Origin of the sequence: Cellulomonas sp. (assembly GCF_015234515.1) — a bacterium.
GTDB lineage: Bacteria > Actinomycetota > Actinomycetes > Actinomycetales > Cellulomonadaceae > Cellulomonas.
On the sequence record NZ_JADGMY010000029.1, the window covers coordinates 33,065 to 53,182 of the forward strand.

Below are 20,118 nucleotides of genomic sequence, written 5' to 3' on the forward strand. Positions count from 1 at the left end.
GCCTGACCGGGTCCCCGGCGATGCCCCGACGTCGGTGCTCTCGCCTCACCTGTCCCCGCGGCGCCCTACGCTGCGCACCGGGCTCCACGTCGCGCTGCGACCGACGCCGTCCACCTGGACCAGCCCTTCGGCCTTGAGCTCGCCGAGGACGAGCCGGATGGTCTGGTCGGAGACGCCGGGCAGTGCCGCGCGCGCGTCGCGCATCCGGAAGGCCGGTCCGGCGTGCCGCAGCACGTACGTCCGGACGCGCTCCTGCTTGGTCCTCCCGCTGCGCGCGGTCGCGACGAGCGTCGCGAGCTGCGTCGAGCAGTCGGCCAGCGCGCCGACGAAGCAGCCGAGCCACGGCCAGGGGTCGTGCCGGCCGTCGTGCCAGTCCGAGGTCGAGTCGAGCAGGGCCGCGGAGTAGGCCTCGGCGGACCGCGCGAGGGTCTCGTCGAGCGACACGTACCGCGCGACGTCGTACCCCGCGTCGTGCAGCAGCGCGGGCGTCAGGGCACGAGCCACCCGGCCGTTGGCGACGGTGAAGGGGTGGATCGCCAGGAGGTCGAGCACGAACAGGCCGGTGAGCAGGACGGGGTGATGGCGTCCCGCGTCGAGCGCCCCGCGGTACCGGGCGATGAGCTCGTCGAGGTGCTCCGCGACGTCCGCGACGGGCACCGGGGTGAACCGCTTGACCCGGGTGGTGCGCGGGTCGCCCGCCATGACGACGCCCTCGACCCGTCGCAGCCGCCCGCCGGGCGTCGGGGTGCGCGCGTGCAGCAGGCGGTGCACGTCGAGCACGAGGTCGACGTCCAGTGTCCGCTCCCGGTCGCGGGCCAGGAGGTCGAACGCGTCGCGGCAGCCGGCCAGCGCCTGCTCGTCCCGGCCGTGCAGTCGTCCGGCGTCGTCGGCGACGACCTTCGCCGCCCGCCGACGCTCGACGACGATCCCGTCGAGCGCGGCCGACGCCTCGGCGCTCGCGGTGCGTGCGCGCTCGGCCAGGCTCGACAGCAGGGCGGGGAGCAGGTCGGGGACGAGCTCGGTGGTGCCGCGGACGGCGTCGACGGTCCGCAGGTCCATCACCACCGTCGACGGGACGGCGCCGACGAGCCCGTCGAGATCCTCGAACGACTTCACGCTGTCACCGCTGCTCCGCCAATCATCATCAGATACGCCCTGGATTGGGGAGTTTAACGCGCAGATAGCAAGTTCGCGTCGTGGAGCGGCCACACGTGGTCGCCGGGCGCGACCCGCCCCACCGCGGGGCGCGCCCGGCCGTACGTCACACGACCTGCACGGTCGCGTGGGCCTGCAGCGGGCAGGGAAGCGTCGGGTCGAACGTCAGCGTCAGCGCGCTGGCGACGAACATCCCGCCTATCTCCTGTGCCGCGATCTCGGGCTTCGTCCCCGGTCGGGTCTGGTCGACGTCCTGGGCGAAGAAGAAGACGTCCCAGCGGCCGCGCGGGTCCTGCCCGGCCCGGAGCAGGATCTTGTGGGCGCGCTCAAGGCTGAGCGCCCCGGCGTACACCCCGTCGTCCGGCTTGGGGTCGAACCCCAGCCCGTCGTCCGTCAGGTCGATGACGAAGTACATGCCCCCGGGCGCGCGCAGCGCGGCGAACGTGTACAGGTCCGGACCGGTGAACCGGCTGCCGTCCGGCTTGTCGACGGTCGCACGCACCCACAGGTCGTCGGACACCCCGATGGTCGGCGGCGCCTCGACGGTGACCGGGCCCGCGACGTGGATGTTCGTCTGCGTCTCGGTGATCGAGTGGGTGGCCGTGCCTGCGGTGGTCGTGCGGGTGTACGTCCACTCGACGTCCGCCGTGTACGCCACGCCGGCGTTGGGCGCGGCGGGCAGCGTCCAGCTCGCGACGACCTTCTCGCCCGTCGTCAGCACGCCGGGATCGGGTGCGGTGGCCTCCTGGCCACGCCACCACGGGTCGGCGTCGTCCGAGCAGGCGACGATCAGCGCGCCGGTCGCGATGCCGCTCGCGACGCCCGCGACCGTGGCCGACACGCTCGAGCCGTGCGGGTCGGGGGTGCAGCAGCTGACGGACGGGTCGGTCTCGTCGAACGTCCCGGCGACGCCCACGGACGCGGTCCCGCCCCCGGTGGCCGCAGCAACGGCCGCGACGATCGCCGCGATGATCGCGACGATGACCGCGAGCACCTTCCACCACGGGTCGGAGAACGGCAGGTCGCCGTGGGCGCCCTCGTACGCGGGGTTCGGGTGCCACTCGCTGGTGAACCCCGTGGGGACGTACGGACCGTCCGGGGTCCGGCACTTGCCGTCGGGCCCCCACTCCTGGCGCGGTCCGATCGCGCGGAACGACGACACGACGAGCGTGCCCTCCTCGATCTCGCACGTGTACTGCTCGGCGACCGGGTCGTAGCGGGTCTGCGACACGAAGATCTGCTGGATGACGCGGTGCGGGTCGAACCCGGCGGCGCGCGCGACGAAGCTGACCAGCCGCTTGCCGGGTGTCGCGTGCTCGAAGTCCGCGTCCCAGGCCACCATGACGGTCGCCCCGGCGAGCACCGTCGCGAAGGTGTGCGTGCGGGCGACGGGCACGATGCCCGGGTCGCCGACGCTCTCCAGGTAGATCGTCACGTCCGTCAGGTCGGACCCCGACGTGTTGGTGAAGTGGGCCGCGATCCGCAGGTGGTGCAGCGCGTTGTCGAAGACGCCGTCGGGCAGCATCATCCGCGTCACCGGCTCGATGGCGAACGGCCGGAACGGGACGTCGATCGGTGTGGTGCTCATCGGTCCGTCTCCTTCTCGCTGGTGCCGACGACGACGAACGCGATGCCGCCGACGACGGTGTCGCCGTCCACGTCGTCGTGCCGCTGCTCGAGGCGCACGAGCTGGTACTCGCCGGCCGCCGGCGGCTCGCCGGTCAGGGCCAGGTGCACGGCCCGCTGCCGTGCGGCGGGGACGTCGACCCGCAGCTTGCCGGGCGCGTCCTCGTCGGGGCCGGGGCAGCCTCCGCGCAGGCGCAGCCCCGCGCGGACGGTGGCCTCCTTCGCCGGCCGCGCCCCACGCACGCCCAGGTCGCGCAGCACCCGCTCGTCGAGCTCCCCGCCGACCTCGACGGTGAGCACGAACCTCGCGTCGGTGCGCGGCAGGCCCGCCACGGTGAGCGTGCGGACCATCGCCCCGCTCATCGACAGGACCGTGAGGTTCTTCTGGGCCACCTCGACGTACGTCGGCGGGTCGAACACGTCGGGCAGCGGCCGAGGGATCGAGTCGCCCGGGTAGGTCGCGACGGCGACGAGGCACTCGTGCCCCCCGTTGACGACGGCCGGCAGCCACGGCACCAGGCACAGGACGTCCTGCGGCCCGCCGCCGACGAGCGCGTCGCCGAACGCCGTGCCGATCGGGTGCGCATTCGTGCGGGAGACCTGGAAGGTCGGGTCGGCCCACCACAGGTCGACGCGGACGCCGGGCGCGTCCTGGTCGCCGTGGTTCTCGATGCGCGCCCACACGTACGCGGGCTCACCGGCCACCGGCACGCCGGGCGGCCCCGCCGGGTCGCTGCCCGGCACCACCCAGATGTCCGGGCTCAGGTACCAGTACGGGTCTCCGTCACGGATCTCGACCTGTGCGCTCACGTCCGCCCCCCTGCGTGACCGTCGGGTGAGCGCGGTGCTCGCCTCGGGTGGAGGAGGCCCGGCACGGCGGTGCGCGTACGTGCCGGCGGCGATTCACCCCGGGTGGATCCGTGAGTGTCCCGCGGCAAGGCTCGTCGCCCCGGCGCCGCTGGTCGTCAGGCGCGCGGTTGAGGTCCTCGACCGGTGAGCGCGCAGGCGTGCGCGACCGCGTCGGTCAGGGGGATGCGCTCTTGCTCGACGCGCCGGACAGCGACCTCACCGGCTGTGGTCAGCGCGTAGTACGCGGCCCGTTCCGGTTCCGTCAGGGACGTCAGATCGGTCGCCCGCCGACGCAGGGGCTCACCGGTCGTGTCGCGTCCGACCCCCAGGGCCGCGTAGCGATCCAGGGTCTGCCCGTCCATGAGCATCGAGACGACCGCCCGTGCTGGGGACCCGTCGGGGGCCGGTTGTGCCATGCGGGTGCGGAGGTGGGCCAGCTACGTCTCAGAGCGACGGCCACCGCGTCCGCGGCGTCCTTCGGGCCGAGGACGTCGGGCGTCACGACGGGCTCACTCTCCACGCGGGCAACTCCGGTGGCCACTCCGGTGTCAGCCGCGTCGGGGAGTCAGGACCCGTGACCTGCACCGGCGACCTCGGCCGGTCTGCGGTACCACGTGGTGCTCATCAGATCTCCCGGACGGTGGAGCGACTGCGGCGGCCAGTCCCTGCGAGAGTAGACGCACGCTTCCGGCACCCTGGGCACCGGGCCGAGCGTCAGTCGACGGCAGCCCCGCCGGAGGGCGGTCCGGCCGGCGTGCCGAGGTGGGCCGTGAGCTCGTCCATGGTCCGCGCGAACGCCGCGGGCAGGTCGACGTCGTAGGCGTCGGCGAGGACCAGCAGCGACCACAGGCAGTCGGCGAGCTCATGCGCGAGCGCGTCGTCGAGGTCGGGGCGGGGTCGCACCCCCGCCTTGCCCTGGACGAGCTTGGCGAGGTCGCCGACGTCGCCGACGAACCCGAGCATCGTCTCCTCGACCGTCCACGTGCGGCCGTGGCGCTCGGCCTCGACGTGTGCGTAGAGCTCGCGCACCGCCATGGCCCGCGCCTGCAGGTCCCGCAGGTCGGCGCCGCCCGGCACGTCCGTCATGCGACGGTGGTCCCGTCGGGCACGCCTGCCACGGGCTTGGTGCGCGACCGGCCGGCCGCGTCCTTCAGCACGATGTACTTCAGGTCCACGTGCGGCTCCAGCGCGCTGAACTTGTCGTTCGGTGCGCCGATGACCAGCTGGAACCCCAGCCCGCGCCAGGCTCCGATCGCGCGTCCCGTGAACCGGGCGTCGGCCTTGATGAGCGCCTCGTCGAGGAACACTGGTGCGTACCGGGGGCGCTCGGCACCCGCGTCGCCGAGCTGGTAGCGCAACGCCGCGCCGACGATGAACGCCACCAGCTCCTGCGACTCGCCGCCCGACTTCTCCCCGATGTGGTCGTACAGCGCGACGTGGTTGCCGTCGAGGTCGACCTTCTCGGCCGACAGGCGCACGTGGCGGCGGACGTCCACGAGGTCCGCGTAGTCCGGAGCGGTGCGTCGGATGCGGTCGATGACCTTCGCCATGCGGTGGTACCGCTTCTCGCGCTCGGCGTCGGTCGCCTCGGTCGACAGGACCTCGCGCAGCTCCCGCAGCTCCTTGCGGAACCGGGCGACCACGGTGGACTGCGTGTCGCGCGCGTCGATCCGCAGCCGGTGGTCGTCGTCCGCGAACGGCAGGTCCGCGAGGATGTCGTTGACCGGCCGGATCCGTTCCTTGATCTCGCGCACCGAGCGGGCCAGTGCGCTGTGCAGGTCGGCCAGGTCGTTGCCGGACAGCCGCAGCAGGCTCTTGCGCCACTCGGCCTCCAGCTCGTGCAGCCCGTTGGTCTCCAGCTCGACCAGCACGCGCTCGAAGTCGCCGTACGACGCCTCCGGGTCGGTCCCCAGGTTCGGGTCGGGCCAGCGCTCCACGAACGTCTCGAACGTGCGGCGCAGCGCGTCACGCGCGGCGGCGACGGTCTGCTGCGCCGCCTGCCGGTCGGCGCGCAGCAGGTCCGCGGCCCGGGCCACGACCCCGTCGAACGCCGCGAGGGCCGCGCCGGGCTCGGTGCGGTCGTCCACGCGGGGCAGGTCCGCCTCGGTGCCCCGCAGCACGGTCTCGAGGTACGCACGCTGGTCGGCGTCCAGCACGGTGCCGGCGTCCTGCGCCTCGTCGAGCGCCGCCTGGGCGACGTCGACCTCGTCCGTCGTTGCCGACCAGGCCTTCTCCAGATCAGCCGCCGACCCCTTGGTGCGGCCGAGCTGCTCGCTGAGGTCCTGGATCGACACCTCGAGCTCGACGGCGCGCTGCTGCAGCCGCACGACCTCGGGGTTGCCGGACGTGACGTCGGTGACGACCTTGTCCCACCGGGCGCGTTCGGCCTCGACGGCCGCGACGTCGACCTGGTCCCACGACGTCTCGGTGACGACCGCCCAGGCGCGCTGCCGCGCGTCGTGCTGGTCGAGCACGGCCTCCGCCTCCCGGACGTGACGCTCCGCGTCGGCCATGCGCCGCTCGGCGCGCGCGACCTGCGTGTCGAGGTGCGCCAGGCGCCGGGTGTTGGTGAACCCCAGGACGTTGCCGCGGCCCTGGCCGCCGTGCGCCCCACGCCGGCCCTCCGAGACCTGCCCGGAGCGCGTCAGCGCCTTCTCGTGCTGCGAGAGCTCACCGGGGGTGTCCACGCAGACGTACGCGAACCTGGTGGCCAGCTCGCTGCGCAGCCACCCGGTGAACGGGCCGTCGCGGTAGTCGAGGCGCCCGGGCAGCGTGCGCCCGTCGGGTGCGACGTCGTCGCGCAGCCCCGTGGGGACGCCCTCGAACCGGATGCGGCGCGCGGTGGGGACCGCGTCGATCGCCTTGCGGAACGCACCCAGGTGCGCGACGTCGATGAGCAGGAGCGTCGCGAACCCGCCGAGCGCGAGGTTGAACGCCTCGCGCCACGGCTCGTGCTCGGTGCGGACCTCGACCAGCTCGGCGACGAACGGCAGGTCGTCGGTCGTCAGGCCCGCGGCCGCGGCGAGCGCGGCGCGCGCCGCGTGCAGGTCGCCGGGGATGTTGTCGTGCCGGCGTGCCACGGCGGCGCGCTCCGCACGCAGCGACGCCAGGTCGGCCGTCGCCTCCTTCTTCTCCGACATCGCGTCGAACAGCGCCTGCCGGGCGGTCGCCTTGGCGTCGCCGTCGGCCAGCTCGTGCTCCGCGCGGGCGACGAGGTCGGCGTACTCGTCGGCGGTCGTGGCACGGATGTCGAGCGCGGCCGTCAGGACCTCGTCCAGACGGGTGCGGGCGCGCCCCACCTCGGCGAGCCGGGCATCGACGCCCCGCAGCTCGCGCTGCGCGGTGGCGAGCTGGTCGCCCCCCGACGCCCACAGCGTCTGCTTGACGCCCTCGTGCTCGGCGCGTGCCGCCGCGACGCGCGCCGCGGTCTCGGCCGCCAGGCGCTGCGCGTGCTGGTGGCGTCGCTGCAGGTCGGACTCCACGTCCCGCAGCAGGCCCAACCGGCGCTCGTGCCGCCACAGCGCCGCGGGGGACGTGCGGTCGTCGAACGACCCCACGGCCTCGACGACGCGCAACCGCTGACCGGCCGCCTCGATCGCCGCGCGGTGCTCCCGGATGGGCTCCAGCGTCCGCACCTGCTGCCGGGCGGTGATCATCTGGTCGCGCGTGCCGGTGAGCTTGTCGAACTGCTCGACCACCGCGTCTGCGGTCGCGAACGTGTCGGGCTCCTCGAGCACCATCGCCTTGTACAGCGCGTCCACCGTGGTGATCTGCTGACCCGCCTGGATGCGGCCCAGCAGCGCGACCGCCTTGGCACCGTCGCCGGACGCACCGATGCCCAGCGTCGAGTGCAGCCGTGCCGTGAACTCGCGGTCGGTGTCGAAGCACGTCAGGCCCGTGGCCGTCACGGCCGGGCGTGCCAGGCGCTGACCGGCCGCAGCCTCGAGGTCGCGCAGGTCGAACGGTCCGTCGCACGTCGCGCGCACGGCCGTCACCTCGTCGAGCGTCCGCGCGGCCGACGGGACGTACCAGGCGCGTACGCCGGTCAGCGTCGTGCCGGACTGGTCGACCCACGTCATGGCGATCGCCGACCACGTGTCGCGCCCGTCACCGCGCAGCACGCGCTGGCGCGTGCCCTCCGCCGTGCGCGACTCGTCGAGCTTGCCGCGCGCGTAGGACAGGATGTTGCGCTGGTCCTTGCCGCGCGGCCGGCCCACGACGCCGCCGTTGGACGCACCGTTGAACGGCGTCGTGTGCGGCATGAGCAGCGCGATGTAGGCGTCCATGAGGGTGGACTTCCCGGACCCCGAGCCGCCGGACAGCAGCGTCGCGGTCGAGGCCAGCCGCACGCGGTGGTGCCCGTCGTACCCGCCCCAGTTGACCAGCTGCAGGTCGAGGGCGACCCACTGCTGGCCCGTCGACGCCGCGGGGATCAGCCCGAACAGCGAGTCGACCATCGTCATCGCTCGTCCACCTCGTCCGTGTCGTCGTCGCCACCGTCGACGGGGGAGTCCGCCACACCGCCGCGCGTGCGCAGCCAGTCGCGCAGCTCGGTCAGCCGCTCGTTGCTCAGCACGATCTCGACCAGCGACCTCACCCGGAACCGGCCCTCCGACTCCTCCTCGATGACGCCCTCCTTCACCAGGCGCGCGATGGCCGTGCGGATCTCGCGCTGGTGGGCGGCCACGTTCGTGTCGTCGGGGTCGAAGTACGTCAGCGCGGTCTGCTCGAGCTCCTCGACGTCCACCCGGACCGACGTCTCACCGGCTCCGCGTGAGCGCTGGAAGACCGTGCGCAGGTGCACCAGGACCAGCGTCTCGGCACGCGAGTACGGGTCGTCGCGCAGCAGCACCGGCACGTCGAGCTCCGCCGACCTCACCTGCCGCTTGTACGCGATGCCGCGGTCGTGGTCGACGACGAGGTGCACGAACAGGTCGTGCAGCCGCGACTCGACCACCTGCTGGTTCTCCAGCAGCGTGCGCCACTGCGCGGGGTTGCGCTCCGCGAGCAGGTACCGGCGCTGCAGCAGCCGCACCAGCACGCGCCGCACGTCCGCGTCGAGCGTGCCGGAGTCCCCGGCGAACAGCTCGGCCGGGTCGTCCTCCATGGCGACGGGCGCGATGAACCCACCGTCGCCGGGCAGCTCGTCGGCCGGTGCTCCGGCCGCCACCGCGCCGTCCGTCACGACGTCCGTCTCACTCATCGCTCTCGTCCCTCGTCCGTGTCGTCACCGCGCCGAACGCGAACCGGCGGCGTGAGCCGTCCGGCCGCACGGCGTCGACGAACGCGATCTCGTCCGTCTCCGTCATGCCGCGCTGGTGCGCGATCTCCAGCAGCCCCAGCAGATCCACCGGGCGCCGCAACGCGTCGGGTGCCGCAGCGAACGCCGCCGCGACCGCCACCTCCGGCGCGTCACCGCCGAACAGCGCCAGGTGCACGTCGAGGTCCGCGTAGTGCGGGCCGCCCCAGGCGCGCGCGTCGCCGTCCGGGACGTCCGTGCCGTCGTCCCAGTCCGTGAGGGCGTCCGGTGCCTGCGGGGGTCGCAGGTCGCCGGGCGTCTGACGCAGGTGGTCGACCTCGGCCACCGGCAGCCGGCGCAGCGGCTCGACGGCCTGCCCGCGGCGCGCACCCGGCACCCACGCCTGCAGCCCCGTCATCACGTCGCGCAGCAGGTCGTCGACCTGCCGGTCGCGCAGCGGGTCGTGGTGGCGCACCTGCGCGGTGATGACGTACGACGCCTCGCGCTGAGCGGTGAACACCTGGTCCAGGCCCTGCTCGACGCGCCGCACGATCTCGCGCAGCTCGGTGCGCTGCTGCTGGCCGAGGCGCCGTGTGAACCGGTGCCGCAGGACGGTGTCGAGCTGCTCGGACAGCTCGTCGAGCCGCTGCGGGTCACCGATGAGCCGCAGCGCGCCAGCGAACGCGCGCCCTTCCGAGGTCGACTCCATGACCTGCTCGCCGCGCTGCAGGTACTCGCGCAGCACGTCGCCGGTCGGCCGCTGGTCCTGGCGCAGCGCCGTGACGACGTCGCGCTGCATCGCCTTGATCGACTCGGCGACGCGCGCGAAGTCCGCCGGGAGCTCCCGCACGAGGTGCAGGACGTTCTCCGCCTCCTCGAGCAGCTCCTCCTCGTCGACCTCCTCGACGGTGCCCGTGCGCTCGAGCCGTGCGATCTCCGCCTGCAGCCGCTTCACCTCGGTGTCGAGGCGTGCGATGCGCACCATGACGTCGGGGTCGGCGTCGAGCGCGAGCCGCTCGACGGCCTCCAGCAGCGTCCGCACCCGCGACTGCGACACGCGCGCTCGCGCGCCGCCCGCGCGCCCGGCGACCTCGAGCGCCCCGACCGCGTGCGCCGACAGCCGGTACACCTCGACGTCGTCGTCGAGCACCTGGCGCACGAGCCAGCCCGCGTCGGCCCACTGCCGGCACAGGTCACGCGCCGAGCCCGTCGGCAGGTCGTCGCCGTGTCCCGCGGCGCGCAGCTGGTCGAGCGCGTCACCGACCTCGGTGTGCGCGTCCGCGACGGGCACCGCCGGCCGCTCGGCGGTGAACACCGACGAGAGCAGCGAGACGACGAGGGGCGCGTGCCGCTTGTGCAGCAGGTCGAGCATGGGGTTCTGGAACGCCCGGACGGCTCCCAGGTACGCCCCTTCGGCACGAGTGATCATCGCCGGACAGCGTAGGTGCTGCGCGGGCTCCGGCTGGTCAGCGGCGGGCGGCAGCGCGTCGGTCCTGGGCGCCTCGGCCCCGCGCGACCACAGGCGGGGTGTGGTGCTGGTCACGCCGGCGTCCACGTGGAGCCCACGAAAAAGCCCCCGACTGCGTCTCCGCACGTCAGGGGCTCTTCGTCGCTGTCTCAACGAGTGTCCGGAGGGGGACTTGAACCCCCACGCCCTTTCGGGCACTAGCACCTCAAGCTAGCGCGTCTGCCATTCCGCCACCCGGACAGGTGGGCGTCCGCGGAACCGTTTCCGGCCCCTCGGCGCGGCAGAGAACATACCACGGGGCCGGCGCCGATCCTGCATCGAGGTGCTGCCGCGCACGCCCACGGAGGGTCGGCGGGCATCGGCCCGACCTGGGGGGCAGACTGCTCCTGACGGTTCCCCTGGGTGGAGGTCATCGCATGGTCGACGTGTCGGACACCCGGTCGTCGCCCGGTGTCCTGAGCGCCTCCGCGCGTAAGGTCGCCGGGGGTCGGCGCAACCCCGCCGTCATCGGCCGGGACGACACGGCGCCCCGGTGGCTGCGGAGGTCGGCCGGGGTCTCGTGGCGGCTGCTCGTCGTGCTCGCCGCGGTGGTCGTCGTGTTCTACGCGACCTCGCGCGTCACGCTGCTGTTCATCGCGGTCTTCCTGGCCCTGGTCTTCACCGCCGTGCTGCGCCCGCTGGTCGAGCTGCTGGCGCGGGTCATGCCGCGTGGGCTGGCGACCGCACTGTCCCTGCTCGGCGGCATCCTGTTCTTCCTCGGGATGCTCACCTACGTCGGCTACTCGATCGCCACGCAGTGGAACGACCTGAGCAAGCAGTTCGAGTCCGGCATCAAGCAGATCACCGACTTCCTCGAGAGCGGCACGCTGCCGTTCACGATCACCAACGAGCAGATCGCGGAGTGGATCGAGAACGGGGTCAGGTGGATCCAGGACCACGCAGGCGACCTGGCAGGTCAGGTGGCGGCGAGTGCCGGCTCGGTCGTCGAGGGGTTCACGGCCGTTGCGCTGGCCGTCTTCTGCACCGTGTTCTTCCTGGCGCGCGGCGCCGCCATGTGGACCTGGTTCCTCAACCAGCTGCCGATGCGGACCCGGCCGACGTGGATCACGGCCGGGGAAGCGGGCTGGTACACGTTCTCCGGCTACACCCGCGGCACCGTGATCATCGCCCTGACGGACGGCATCATCGCGTTCCTGCTGCTGACGCTCCTGCGGGTGCCGCTCGCCGCGCCACTGGCGGTCCTGGTCCTCATCGGTGCGTTCATCCCGCTCATCGGTGCGCCCGCCGCGATGATCGTCGCGATGATCGTGGCGCTCGCGGCCAACGGGCTGTGGTCGGCAGTGTTCGTCGGGGTGGGCATCGCGCTCATCGGCCAGCTCGAGGGGCACATCCTGCAGCCGCTCATCATGGGCAAGCAGGTATCGCTCCATCCCGTGGTGGTGGCGCTCGCGGTCACGGCCGGCACGCTGACCGCGGGCATCCTCGGTGCGGTGATCTCGGTGCCGCTGGTCGCCGTCGCCTGGGCCGTCTTCTCGCGGCTGCGGACGCTCGACCCGCCGATGGAGGACGACCACGAGCATGACGATGACGGCGACGAGGACGAGGACGAGGCGACCGACGAGGAGTCCGGCGCACCGGAGCTCGTCCGGTAGTCGTCACGGCGGCGTCCGCGCCCGGGCGCTTCGCTAGGTTTGCGCCGTGACATGGCACACGCCCGGCGCCGTCGACACGCCCCGGGCGCAGGCGGGCCCGAACCCGCAGCACCTGCTGGCGACGCTCCTCGGGGACTACGTCGACTCGTCCGACGCCCTGCTGCCCGCGGCCGCGGTGGCGGCGGCGCTGGGGGAGTTCGGCATCAGTCCCGGCAGCGCGCGGGCCGCGCTCGCACGGCTCGTGCGGCGAGGGCTCCTGGCGACGCGGGGCAGCGGCCGTTCGGCGACCTACCACGTGAGGCCGGACGTGATCGTGCACCACCGTGCGGTGATGCACGCCCTGCTGTCGTTCGGCGCGGTGCCGCGGCAGGGGGACGGGCAGTGGCTCGTCGTGTCGTACTCGTTGCCCGAGTCCCGGCAGCCGCAGCGGCACGCCGTCCGCAAGGCGCTGGTCGGGCTCGGGTTCGCGCGGCTGTACGACAGCGTGTGGGTCAGTCCGGCGCCCGACGGCTCCGCCGTCCGGGAAGCGCTGCGCGGGCTGCTGGTCGACGTCCCCGGTGCCCGGTGGTCGCTCATGCGCGCGCGTTTCGACGACGACGACGCGGCGCAGGGGCCCGCCGCCGCGTATGACGTCGCCGGGCTGGCCGTGGCGTACCGGGCGTTCGTCGCTGAGCACGCCTCGCTTCGCTCGGAGGTGCGTGCCGGGCGGGTCCGGCCGGCACAGGCGCTGGTGGCGCGGGCGACCGTGATGGACGCGTGGCGGACGTTCGTGCACATGGACCCCGACCTGCCCGCAGACCTGCTGCCCGCCGACTGGCCGCGCCCCGAGGCGCGCGACCTCTTCCTCGAGGTGCACACCGAGCTCGGGCCGCTGGCCCAGGAGCGTCTGGTCGAGCTCGTGACCCCGTCATGGCCCGAGGCGGCCGACTGGGTCACGCACTACGTGGCGGCCGAGGACCCGCTCGCGCCGCCGCGCCGCGGCGGGCGCTGACCCGCGCGACGAGCCCTCCGGGACGCCGGCGTGACCTGGCGGCGTCGCCCTCCCGCGCGCGGAAACGATTTGGTGCGGCTCTCCTCCGCGGGACTTCTCGACATTTGTTGTGACTGCAGCAACGGTATGGGTCATAACCGCGCATACCTGGAGGTAGACCTGTGAGACGAACCCTCGGAAGGGCGGCGCTCGCCGCCACGGTGTCCATCGGGGCCCTGGTCGGCGCCGCGGTCCTCACGCCCGCCGCTGCCTGGGTCGGCGGGTCCGGCCCCTACCCGGCCGACTACTGGACGACGAGCGCGCTGCCCAACCACACGATCTACCAGCCGCAGACCCTCCCGCAGGAGAAGATGCCGATCGTCGTCTGGAGCAACGGCGCCTGCTCGGCCGACGGCACGTCGGCGCAGAACTTCCTCAAGGAGATCGCGTCGCACGGCTTCCTCGTGGTCTCCAACGGCCGGCCCGGAGGTGGGGGCAGCTCCAACTCGACCTGGCTGACGCAGGCCATCGACTGGGCGGTCGCCCAGAACACCAGCACGATCAGCAACCTGCGTGGTCGGCTCGACACGACCAAGATCGGCGTGGCCGGGTTCTCCTGCGGAGGCGTCGAGGCCTACGCCGTGTCCGGCGACCCGCGGGTCACCACGACCGGCATCTTCAGCAGCGGGCTGCTCAACGACGCGGACGACTACCAGCTGCGGCGCCTCGACCACCCGATCGCCTACTTCATCGGTGGCCCGAGCGACATCGCCTACCCGAACGCCATGGACGACTGGGGCAAGCTGCCGGCCGGTCTGCCCGCGTTCATGGGCAACCTCGACGTCGGCCACGGCGGGACCTACCACGAGACCAACGGCGGCGAGTTCGGTCGCGCGGCGCAGCTGTGGTTCCGGTGGCAGCTCAAAGGCGACACGCAGGCCGGGCGCGCGTTCGTCGGGCCGAACTGCGGGCTCTGCAACACGGCGTGGAACGTCCAGCAGAAGAACCTGACGCTCGCGGAGCCCACGCCGACCCCGACGCCCACGCCGACCCCGACGCCCACGCCGACCCCGACGCCGACTCCCACCCCGACGCCGACGCCGACGCCGAGCGTGACGCCCACGCCGAGCGTGACGCCCACGCCGAGCCTGACCCCCACCCCGGGCTCGGGTGCCTGCACCGCGTCGTACAAGGTCGCGAACCAGTGGGGCGAGGGCTTCGTCGCCGACGTGACCGTCACCGCGGGCGCCTCCCTCAACGGCTGGGTCGTGCGGTTGGAGCTGCCCGGCGGTGCCGGGGTGGCCCACACGTGGAACGGTGTGCGCGGCAGTGCGAGCAGCGGTGCCGTCACGGTGACGAACGCCGACTGGAACGGCCGGCTCGGGGCGGGTCAGAGCACCGCCTTCGGCTTCCAGGGCACCGGTAACGGGTCGGGCGCCACCGTCACGTGCGAGGCGGCCTGACGGCCACGCGCCCTGGCGCGACGCGGTGGGCCCAGGGGGCGCACGCCGCGTCGCGCCGGCGGGGGGCACGGTGCGCCAGGGGTGGCCGCCCGTGTCGGACCCGGGGTGACGCGGTGGGTCACGGGGGTGGCCCACCGCGTCGTGCGCGCACCGGCACGCTAGATGATCGAACAGGTGTTCGAGTACGCTGGTGCGATGACGGGCGCGACGATCCTGCACGCCGACCTGGACGCGTTCTACGCGTCGGTCGAGCAGATGCTGGACCCGCGACTGCGCGGCCGGCCCATCGCGGTCGGGGGCAGCGCCCGCGGTGGCGTCGTGCTGGCGGCGTCGTACGAGGCGAAGGCCTACGGCGTCGCCGGCGGCATGCCGGGCTGGCGCGCCGCGCGGCTGTGCCCGTCGCTGCAGTTCGTCGCCGGGCGGTTCCGCGAGTACCAACCGCTTGCGGACCGTGTCATGGACGTCCTGGGCGACGTCACGCCCGTCGTGGAGCGGATCTCCATCGACGAGGCGTTCCTCGACGTGTCGGGGTCCACGCACCTGTTCGGGACGCCGGCGCAGATCGGTGCGCTGCTGCGGCAGCGGGTGCGGGACGAGGTGGGGCTGCCCATCTCGGTGGGTGTGGCCCGCACCAAGCACCTCGCGAAGATCGCCTCGCAGGTCGCCAAGCCCGACGGCCTGGTCGTCGTGGAGCCGGACCGGGAGCGCGAGTTCCTCGAACCGCTGCCGGTCGGGCTGATGTGGGGCGTGGGTCCCGTGGCCCGCGCCCGGCTCGCCGAGCGCGGCATCACGACGATCGGCGAGCTGGCGCGCACGCCGTCCGGGGCGGTCGAGCACATCCTCGGCCGGGCGGTCGGCGCGCGGATGTCGGCGCTGTCGCACAACGAGGACCCGCGGCAGGTCTCCGGCGCGGGGCACGCGCGGTCGGTCGGCGCGCAGTCCGCGCTGGGACGTCAGGGGGTCACCCCGGAGCTGGTGCGCGAGGTGCTCAGCCACCTCGCGGACCGTGTCGCAGGGCGGCTGCGCGCCAAGGACCGCGCCGGACGGACGGTGACGGTGCGCGTGCGGTTCCCCGGCATGCGGTCGGTCACACGGTCGCTCACGCTGCCGGGCCCGGTCGCGACGACCCTGACGCTCGCCGAGGTGGCCGAGCAGCTCGTCTGGCAGGCGATCCGCGAGCAGGCGCAGCCCGAGCCGGAGGTGACCCTGCTCGCCGTCTCGGTGTCCGGGCTCGTCCCGCAGTCCGCGCTGCAGCTCGAGCTGCCCCTGCTGGTCGACGACCCGCGACGGCCGGGGTCGGCGCCCGGGGCCGCGCGCTGGGCGGTGGACCGGTCGGTCGACGCCGTCCGCGCGCGGTTCGGCAACGGCGCGATCGGCTACCTGCCGACCGCGATGCCCCGGCTGCGGACCGTGCCCGACGAGTTCCGCGAGCTCGCGGAGCACGAGCTGTGAGTTGTTCGCGAGCCCGGGTCCCGCCGAGCCCGTCCGGTCGAGCCTGCACGGTCGCGCCCGCACGGTCGGCGACGTGACCGTCCACCGTTCTGCCCTCAGCGGATGGGGGTGACGCCGGGCGCCGGGAGGTCGCTACGTTCGGCATATGGAGCCCGACGCCCGCCGGTCAGCCCCGGTCCGTCACCCGTCCGCGTGGCGACGCACGATCGGCGCCCTCCTGCGCACCGCCCGTGAGGCGCGCGGGCTGCGGCTCGTCGACGTCGCCGCGCGCGCACGGCTGTCCGCCCAGTACCTCTCCGAGGTCGAGCGTGGTCGCAAGGAGCCGTCGTCGGAGGTGCTCGCGGCGATCACTGCTGCCCTCGACCTGACGCTGGTGGACCTCGCCCAGGGCATCGTGGACGTGCTCGCGGCGCCCGTGCCGACGCGCACCGTCGTCTCCCTGACGTCACGCAGCGTTGCGTCACGGACCGCCCTGCCCGCGCCGCCGTCACGCGCGACCACGCTGCTCGCGGCCTGAGGCGACCCGGCCGACGTCACCGCGGCCGGGCCGAGACCACGTGGTCCGCGATGCCGTAGGCGACCGCCTCCTGGGCCGTGAGGACGAGGTCGCGGTCCGTGTCGTGCCGCAGGGTCTCGACCGTCTTGCCCGTGTGCCGCGCCAGGACCTCCTCGAGCTGGGCGCGGACCCGGACCACCTCGTCCGCCGCGAGGATGAGGTCAGGGATCGTGCCCTGGCCGCGCGTCGACGGCTGGTGCAGGACCACCCGGCCGTGCGCGAGGATCGACCGCCGCCCCGCGGCGCCGCCCGCGAGGAGCACCGCCGCGTCCGAGGCCGCCTGCCCGACGCACGTCGTCTCGACGTCGGGACGCACGTACTGCATCGCGTCGTACACCGCGAGCATCGCGGACGTGGAGCCGCCGGGGGAGTTCACGTACAGCTGGATCGGCAGGTCCGGGTTCTCCGACTCGAGGTGCAGCAGCTGCGCGACCATCACGTTCGCCACCCCGTCGTCGATCGGCGTGCCCAGGTAGACGATCCGCTCGGACAGCAGCCGGCTGAACACGTCCACCGTCCGCTCGACGTTGCCTCTGCGCTCGACGACGTTGGGGACCAGGTAGCCGCTCATGCCTGCACCGCGTGGATCCCGATGCCGACGACCCCGCGCCGGGGGTCCGCCGGGCGCACGTCCGCCATGTCGCGCACGACCGCGTCGACGAACCCGTACGCCAGGGCCTCCTGCGCCGTGAACCACCGGTCCCGCAGCGAGTCCTCCCGCACGCGCTCGACGCTCTGGCCGGTGTGCTGCGCGATCAGCCCCAGCACGGTGTCCCGTGTGTGCCGCAGGTCGTCGGCCTGCAGCTCGACGTCGACCGCGGTCCCGCCGATGCCGGCCGAGCCCTGGTGCAGCAGGACGCGCGCGTGCGGCATCGCGAAGCGCTTGCCGGGCGTGCCGGCCGACAGCAGGAACTGACCCGCGCTCGCCGCCATGCCGACCGCGACGGTCCGCACGTCGTTCGGGATCAGCCGCATGACGTCGTGGACCGCCAGCATCGCGGGCACCGACCCGCCGGGCGAGCTGATCCACAGCGTCACGTCGGTGTGCGCGTCCTCCGCGGACAGCAGGAAGAGCTGCGCCGCCAGGCGCTGGCCGGTGTCCTCGTCGAGCGCGGTGCTCAGCACCACGATGCGCTCGTGCGCGAGCCGGGCCAGCAGGTCGTCGTCGTAGGGCCGGGTGGGTGTCTGCGTGCTCATGCACCCACCCTGCGGCCACGGCGGCACGACGGGCGGGCCGCGCTGCCCAGGGCGGATCCGCCGTCGGCAGCGCAGGGCACCGGTGCGTGTCCGGCCGCCCCACGACCTAGGCTCGGTGCCCGTGAGCAGCAGCGCGTCCAGCACCCTGAGCGGCACGACCGTGGGCGAGGCCGGTGCACCGGTCGTCTTCCTGCACGGCCTGTTCGGGCAGGGCCGCAACTTCACGCAGATCGCCAAGGCGCTCGTGCCCGAGTACCGGTCGCTGCTGCTGGACCTGCCGAACCACGGCAGGTCGGCGTGGACCGACGGGTTCGACTACGCCGCGACCGCCGACCTGGTGGCGCAGCACCTGCGGGCCGGGTTCGCCGCCGACGGTCCGGTCCACGTCGTCGGGCACTCGATGGGCGGCAAGGTCGCGATGCTCCTCGCGCTGCGCCACCCCGAGGTCGTCGACCGGCTCGTCGTCGCGGACATCGCACCCGCGTCGGGCGGGTCGCTGGGGGAGTTCGCGCACCTCCTCGACAGCCTCGCGGCGATCGACCTGACGACGCTGACCCGCCGGGCCGACGCCGACGACCGCCTGGCCGAGCGCGTGCACGACGCACGGGTGCGCGGCTTCCTGCTGCAGAACCTGCGCGCCGACGGCGACGGGTTCCGGTGGCAGGCCAACCTCGACCTGCTGCGGCGCGACCTGCCCGTCATCGGCGGCTTCCCCGACGTGGGTGACGCCACGTCCGACGGCCCGGTGCTCTGGGTCGCGGGTGACCGGTCCGACTACGTGCGGCCCGAGCACGCACCGGCGATGCGTCGGCTGTTCCCCCGCACGACGCTCGTGACCCTCAAGGGGGCCGGCCACTGGGTGCACTCGGAGCAGCCCGAGGCGTTCGTCTCGGTGCTGCGCACGTTCCTGGGGACCGCCGAGAGCTGACGGCGCGACCGCGCGTCACGCGTCGGGCGTGCTCAGCCCCCGCTCCGCGTGTAGGCCGCGGTACACGGCGGTGCGCAGCTCGATCGCGTACGCCTCGAGCTGCGGCATCCGCAGGTCGCGGGCGACGGCGATCTCCGCCTCGATGTCGTACGGCACGCGGACGATCTGGAGCGAGAACGGCGCCGCGGTGCCGGCACCCGGTTCGCCCTCCAGCACGACGTACGACGCGGTCGGCTCGTCGAGCGGGTTGCCGACGCTGCCGACGTTGAACAGCGTGCGTGCCTGAAAGGTCTCGACGTACGCGTCGTGCACGTCGCCGTACCCGACCGCCGTCGGGGCGGGACCGTCGCCGGTCAGCTCCGTCGTGGCGAACATGCCGTCGAACTCCTCGACGGTGTGGTGGAAGTGCACGCGCACGTGCACGCTGCGCGCCGACGCGTGGAACAGGCGGATGCGCCGGCCGCTGAGCTCGACGTGGTGCACGAGGGGCAGCGACCTCAACCACGCGTGGTCGTCGGCGGTCAGCTCCTCGTACCACCAGGTCAGCGCCTCGTCGCGCACCGTGGCCGGGTCGGGCAGGAAGTCGTCCCAGTTGCCGCGGACCGTGACGGCGCAGCGCTCGCGGCTGCGGGCGACGGCAGCCGAGCCGCGGGGACCTTTGCCGACCACGTCGCCCAGGTTGAGGACCGTGCCGATGCCCCGGGCGTCGATGTCCCGCAGCACGGCGTCGAACGCCGTCATGTTGCCGTGCACGTCCGACAGCACCGCGATGCGTTCCACGCCGCCGCTCCTTCCGTCGTCGGCGAGCGTACGGGGCGAGGACCGGCCGCGTCAGGCCGTGCGGGGGCCGACGTGCGTGTGCGCGGCGAGCTCGTGCAGGGCGTCGAGCAGGACACGGTTGAACGCGGCCGGCGCGTGCGAGTTCACGTCGTGCCCCGCACGCGGCACGACGGTGAGACGCGCACCCGGCAGCGCACGCAGGTAGCGCCGCTCGTCCAGACGCAGCGGGTCCCGCCGGCCGTTGACCACCCAGACCGGCAGCAGCAGCCGACTCAGGTCCCGCAGCGGGGAGTAGCCCGCGAGCGCGCTCAGCATGTCGGTGACGACGTGCCACGTCCCCTGCCCGCGTCCCAGCCACCGCGTCACCCGCGTCGACGCGCGCCGGTACAGGTGCAGCGGCTTGCCCTTGATCTCGGTCGAGCAGCCCGCCAGCACGACGCCCGCGAGGCGGTCCTCGTGCCGGCTGGCGTAGGCCAGCGACACGTACCCGCCGAGCGAGAGGCCCACGAGCAGCGGCGGCGCGGGGCACGCCTGGACGGCCTCGTCGATGGCTGCGAGTGCGCCGTCGAGCGTGAAGCGCTCGTCGCTGCGGGTGCCGTGCCCGGGCAGGTCGATCGCGAACGTCGGGTGGCCACCGTGACGCAGCGCGGCCACCTGCGCGTGCCAGATCTCGGACGAGGTCCGGGTGCCGTGCACGAGCACGATGGGCCTGGTGATGGTCGGCCTCCTCTGCGGTGTCGCGTGCCCGGTGATGTCGGCAGCGTGCGCGCCGTCCTCGAGCGC

The 20,118-nt window shown here is 73.7% G+C and carries 18 protein-coding genes and 1 tRNA gene; 6 read left to right on the forward strand and 13 right to left on the reverse strand.

Translation table 11 applies throughout. The features are described 5' to 3' along the window. Positions 1–45 precede the first annotated feature (45 nt). The 9 genes from IR158_RS16175 to IR158_RS16215 form a co-directional block, all read right to left on the reverse strand. Complete coding sequence (locus IR158_RS16175; RefSeq protein ID WP_291814635.1) at positions 46–1,116, reverse strand: Fic family protein; 1,071 nt, start codon at positions 1,114–1,116, stop codon at positions 46–48. Between the two features lie 145 nt (positions 1,117–1,261). Then, positions 1,262–2,743 carry a hypothetical protein gene (locus tag IR158_RS16180; RefSeq protein ID WP_291814637.1) on the reverse strand — a complete coding sequence of 494 codons (1,482 nt, stop codon included), beginning with the start codon at positions 2,741–2,743 and terminating at the stop codon, positions 1,262–1,264. Continuing rightward, the gene (locus IR158_RS16185) at positions 2,740–3,591 is read right to left on the reverse strand and encodes a hypothetical protein (protein WP_291814638.1); all 852 of its coding nucleotides are present in this window, start codon (positions 3,589–3,591) and stop codon (positions 2,740–2,742) included. Before IR158_RS16185 ends, IR158_RS16180 begins: the two co-directional genes overlap by 4 nt. A gap of 155 nt (positions 3,592–3,746) precedes the next feature. Further along, positions 3,747–4,046: a Wadjet anti-phage system protein JetD domain-containing protein gene (locus IR158_RS16190; protein WP_366928457.1), complete on the reverse strand. Its 300-nt coding sequence runs from the start codon at positions 4,044–4,046 to the stop codon at positions 3,747–3,749. A 298-nt stretch (positions 4,047–4,344) separates the two neighbouring features. After that, on the reverse strand, positions 4,345–4,716 hold the full coding sequence (locus IR158_RS16195; protein WP_291814642.1) for a MazG nucleotide pyrophosphohydrolase domain-containing protein: 372 nt from the start codon (positions 4,714–4,716) through the stop codon (positions 4,345–4,347). Next, positions 4,713–8,093: an ATP-binding protein gene (locus tag IR158_RS16200; protein ID WP_291814644.1), complete on the reverse strand. Its 3,381-nt coding sequence runs from the start codon at positions 8,091–8,093 to the stop codon at positions 4,713–4,715. The genes IR158_RS16195 and IR158_RS16200 overlap by 4 nt, the downstream gene beginning before the upstream one ends. Further along, complete coding sequence (locus IR158_RS16205; RefSeq protein ID WP_291814752.1) at positions 8,090–8,737, reverse strand: DUF4194 domain-containing protein; 648 nt, start codon at positions 8,735–8,737, stop codon at positions 8,090–8,092. The genes IR158_RS16200 and IR158_RS16205 overlap by 4 nt, the downstream gene beginning before the upstream one ends. An 88-nt stretch (positions 8,738–8,825) precedes the next feature. Continuing rightward, complete coding sequence (locus IR158_RS16210) at positions 8,826–10,298, reverse strand: DUF3375 domain-containing protein (RefSeq protein ID WP_291814646.1); 1,473 nt, start codon at positions 10,296–10,298, stop codon at positions 8,826–8,828. Positions 10,299–10,494: 196 nt separating this feature from the next. Continuing rightward, positions 10,495–10,577, reverse strand: a tRNA-Leu gene (locus IR158_RS16215). A 176-nt stretch (positions 10,578–10,753) separates the two neighbouring features. On the opposite strand from IR158_RS16215, the gene IR158_RS16220 reads away from it, so the two are divergent. From IR158_RS16220 to IR158_RS16240, 5 genes are all read left to right on the forward strand, one after another. Beyond that, entirely contained in the window at positions 10,754–11,989 is a 1,236-nt protein-coding gene (locus IR158_RS16220; protein WP_291814648.1) for an AI-2E family transporter, read from the forward strand. 46 nt (positions 11,990–12,035) lie between these two features. Continuing rightward, the gene (locus IR158_RS16225; protein ID WP_291814650.1) at positions 12,036–12,980 is read left to right on the forward strand and encodes a PaaX family transcriptional regulator C-terminal domain-containing protein; all 945 of its coding nucleotides are present in this window, start codon (positions 12,036–12,038) and stop codon (positions 12,978–12,980) included. Positions 12,981–13,141: 161 nt separating this feature from the next. After that, the gene (locus IR158_RS16230) at positions 13,142–14,422 is read left to right on the forward strand and encodes a cellulose binding domain-containing protein (RefSeq protein ID WP_291814652.1); all 1,281 of its coding nucleotides are present in this window, start codon (positions 13,142–13,144) and stop codon (positions 14,420–14,422) included. A 195-nt stretch (positions 14,423–14,617) separates the two neighbouring features. After that, positions 14,618–15,874, forward strand: coding sequence for a DNA polymerase IV (gene dinB, locus IR158_RS16235; protein WP_291814655.1), 1,257 nt, complete (start codon positions 14,618–14,620; stop codon positions 15,872–15,874). A gap of 145 nt (positions 15,875–16,019) precedes the next feature. Further along, complete coding sequence (locus IR158_RS16240; RefSeq protein ID WP_291814656.1) at positions 16,020–16,391, forward strand: helix-turn-helix transcriptional regulator; 372 nt, start codon at positions 16,020–16,022, stop codon at positions 16,389–16,391. Between the two features lie 16 nt (positions 16,392–16,407). Here the strand turns inward: IR158_RS16240 and IR158_RS16245 are convergent, their stop codons facing one another. Together IR158_RS16245 and IR158_RS16250 are read right to left on the reverse strand one after the other, a co-directional pair. Beyond that, positions 16,408–17,001, reverse strand: coding sequence for a ClpP family protease (locus IR158_RS16245; protein ID WP_291814658.1), 594 nt, complete (start codon positions 16,999–17,001; stop codon positions 16,408–16,410). Beyond that, on the reverse strand, positions 16,998–17,627 hold the full coding sequence (locus IR158_RS16250) for a ClpP family protease (RefSeq protein ID WP_291814660.1): 630 nt from the start codon (positions 17,625–17,627) through the stop codon (positions 16,998–17,000). The genes IR158_RS16245 and IR158_RS16250 overlap by 4 nt, the downstream gene beginning before the upstream one ends. A gap of 121 nt (positions 17,628–17,748) precedes the next feature. Here IR158_RS16250 and IR158_RS16255 point away from each other — a divergent pair, with 121 nt between their 5' ends. Then, on the forward strand, positions 17,749–18,555 hold the full coding sequence (locus tag IR158_RS16255) for an alpha/beta fold hydrolase (RefSeq protein ID WP_291814662.1): 807 nt from the start codon (positions 17,749–17,751) through the stop codon (positions 18,553–18,555). Between the two features lie 15 nt (positions 18,556–18,570). Here the strand turns inward: IR158_RS16255 and IR158_RS16260 are convergent, their stop codons facing one another. Continuing rightward, complete coding sequence (locus tag IR158_RS16260) at positions 18,571–19,335, reverse strand: metallophosphoesterase family protein (RefSeq protein WP_291814664.1); 765 nt, start codon at positions 19,333–19,335, stop codon at positions 18,571–18,573. Positions 19,336–19,386: 51 nt separating this feature from the next. Then, positions 19,387–20,031 (reverse strand): alpha/beta fold hydrolase, encoded by a 645-nt coding sequence (locus IR158_RS16265; RefSeq protein ID WP_291814665.1) that lies wholly within the window; start codon positions 20,029–20,031, stop codon positions 19,387–19,389. Positions 20,032–20,118: the final 87 nt, after the last annotated feature.

Bases quoted from the DNA above. Each gene is read 5' to 3' on its own strand.
- IR158_RS16180 (WP_291814637.1), bottom strand. From the start codon at position 2,743: ATGAGCACCACACCGATCGACGTCCCGTTCCGGCCGTTCGCCATCGAG.
- IR158_RS16190 (WP_366928457.1), bottom strand. From the start codon at position 4,046: ATGGCACAACCGGCCCCCGACGGGTCCCCAGCACGGGCGGTCGTCTCG.
- IR158_RS16195 (WP_291814642.1), bottom strand. From the start codon at position 4,716: ATGACGGACGTGCCGGGCGGCGCCGACCTGCGGGACCTGCAGGCGCGG.
- IR158_RS16200 (WP_291814644.1), bottom strand. From the start codon at position 8,093: ATGACGATGGTCGACTCGCTGTTCGGGCTGATCCCCGCGGCGTCGACG.
- IR158_RS16205 (WP_291814752.1), bottom strand. From the start codon at position 8,737: ATGGAGGACGACCCGGCCGAGCTGTTCGCCGGGGACTCCGGCACGCTC.
- IR158_RS16210 (WP_291814646.1), bottom strand. From the start codon at position 10,298: ATGATCACTCGTGCCGAAGGGGCGTACCTGGGAGCCGTCCGGGCGTTC.
- IR158_RS16220 (WP_291814648.1), top strand. From the start codon at position 10,754: ATGGTCGACGTGTCGGACACCCGGTCGTCGCCCGGTGTCCTGAGCGCC.
- dinB (WP_291814655.1), top strand. From the start codon at position 14,618: ATGACGGGCGCGACGATCCTGCACGCCGACCTGGACGCGTTCTACGCG.
- IR158_RS16240 (WP_291814656.1), top strand. From the start codon at position 16,020: ATGGAGCCCGACGCCCGCCGGTCAGCCCCGGTCCGTCACCCGTCCGCG.
- IR158_RS16245 (WP_291814658.1), bottom strand. From the start codon at position 17,001: ATGAGCGGCTACCTGGTCCCCAACGTCGTCGAGCGCAGAGGCAACGTC.
- IR158_RS16250 (WP_291814660.1), bottom strand. From the start codon at position 17,627: ATGAGCACGCAGACACCCACCCGGCCCTACGACGACGACCTGCTGGCC.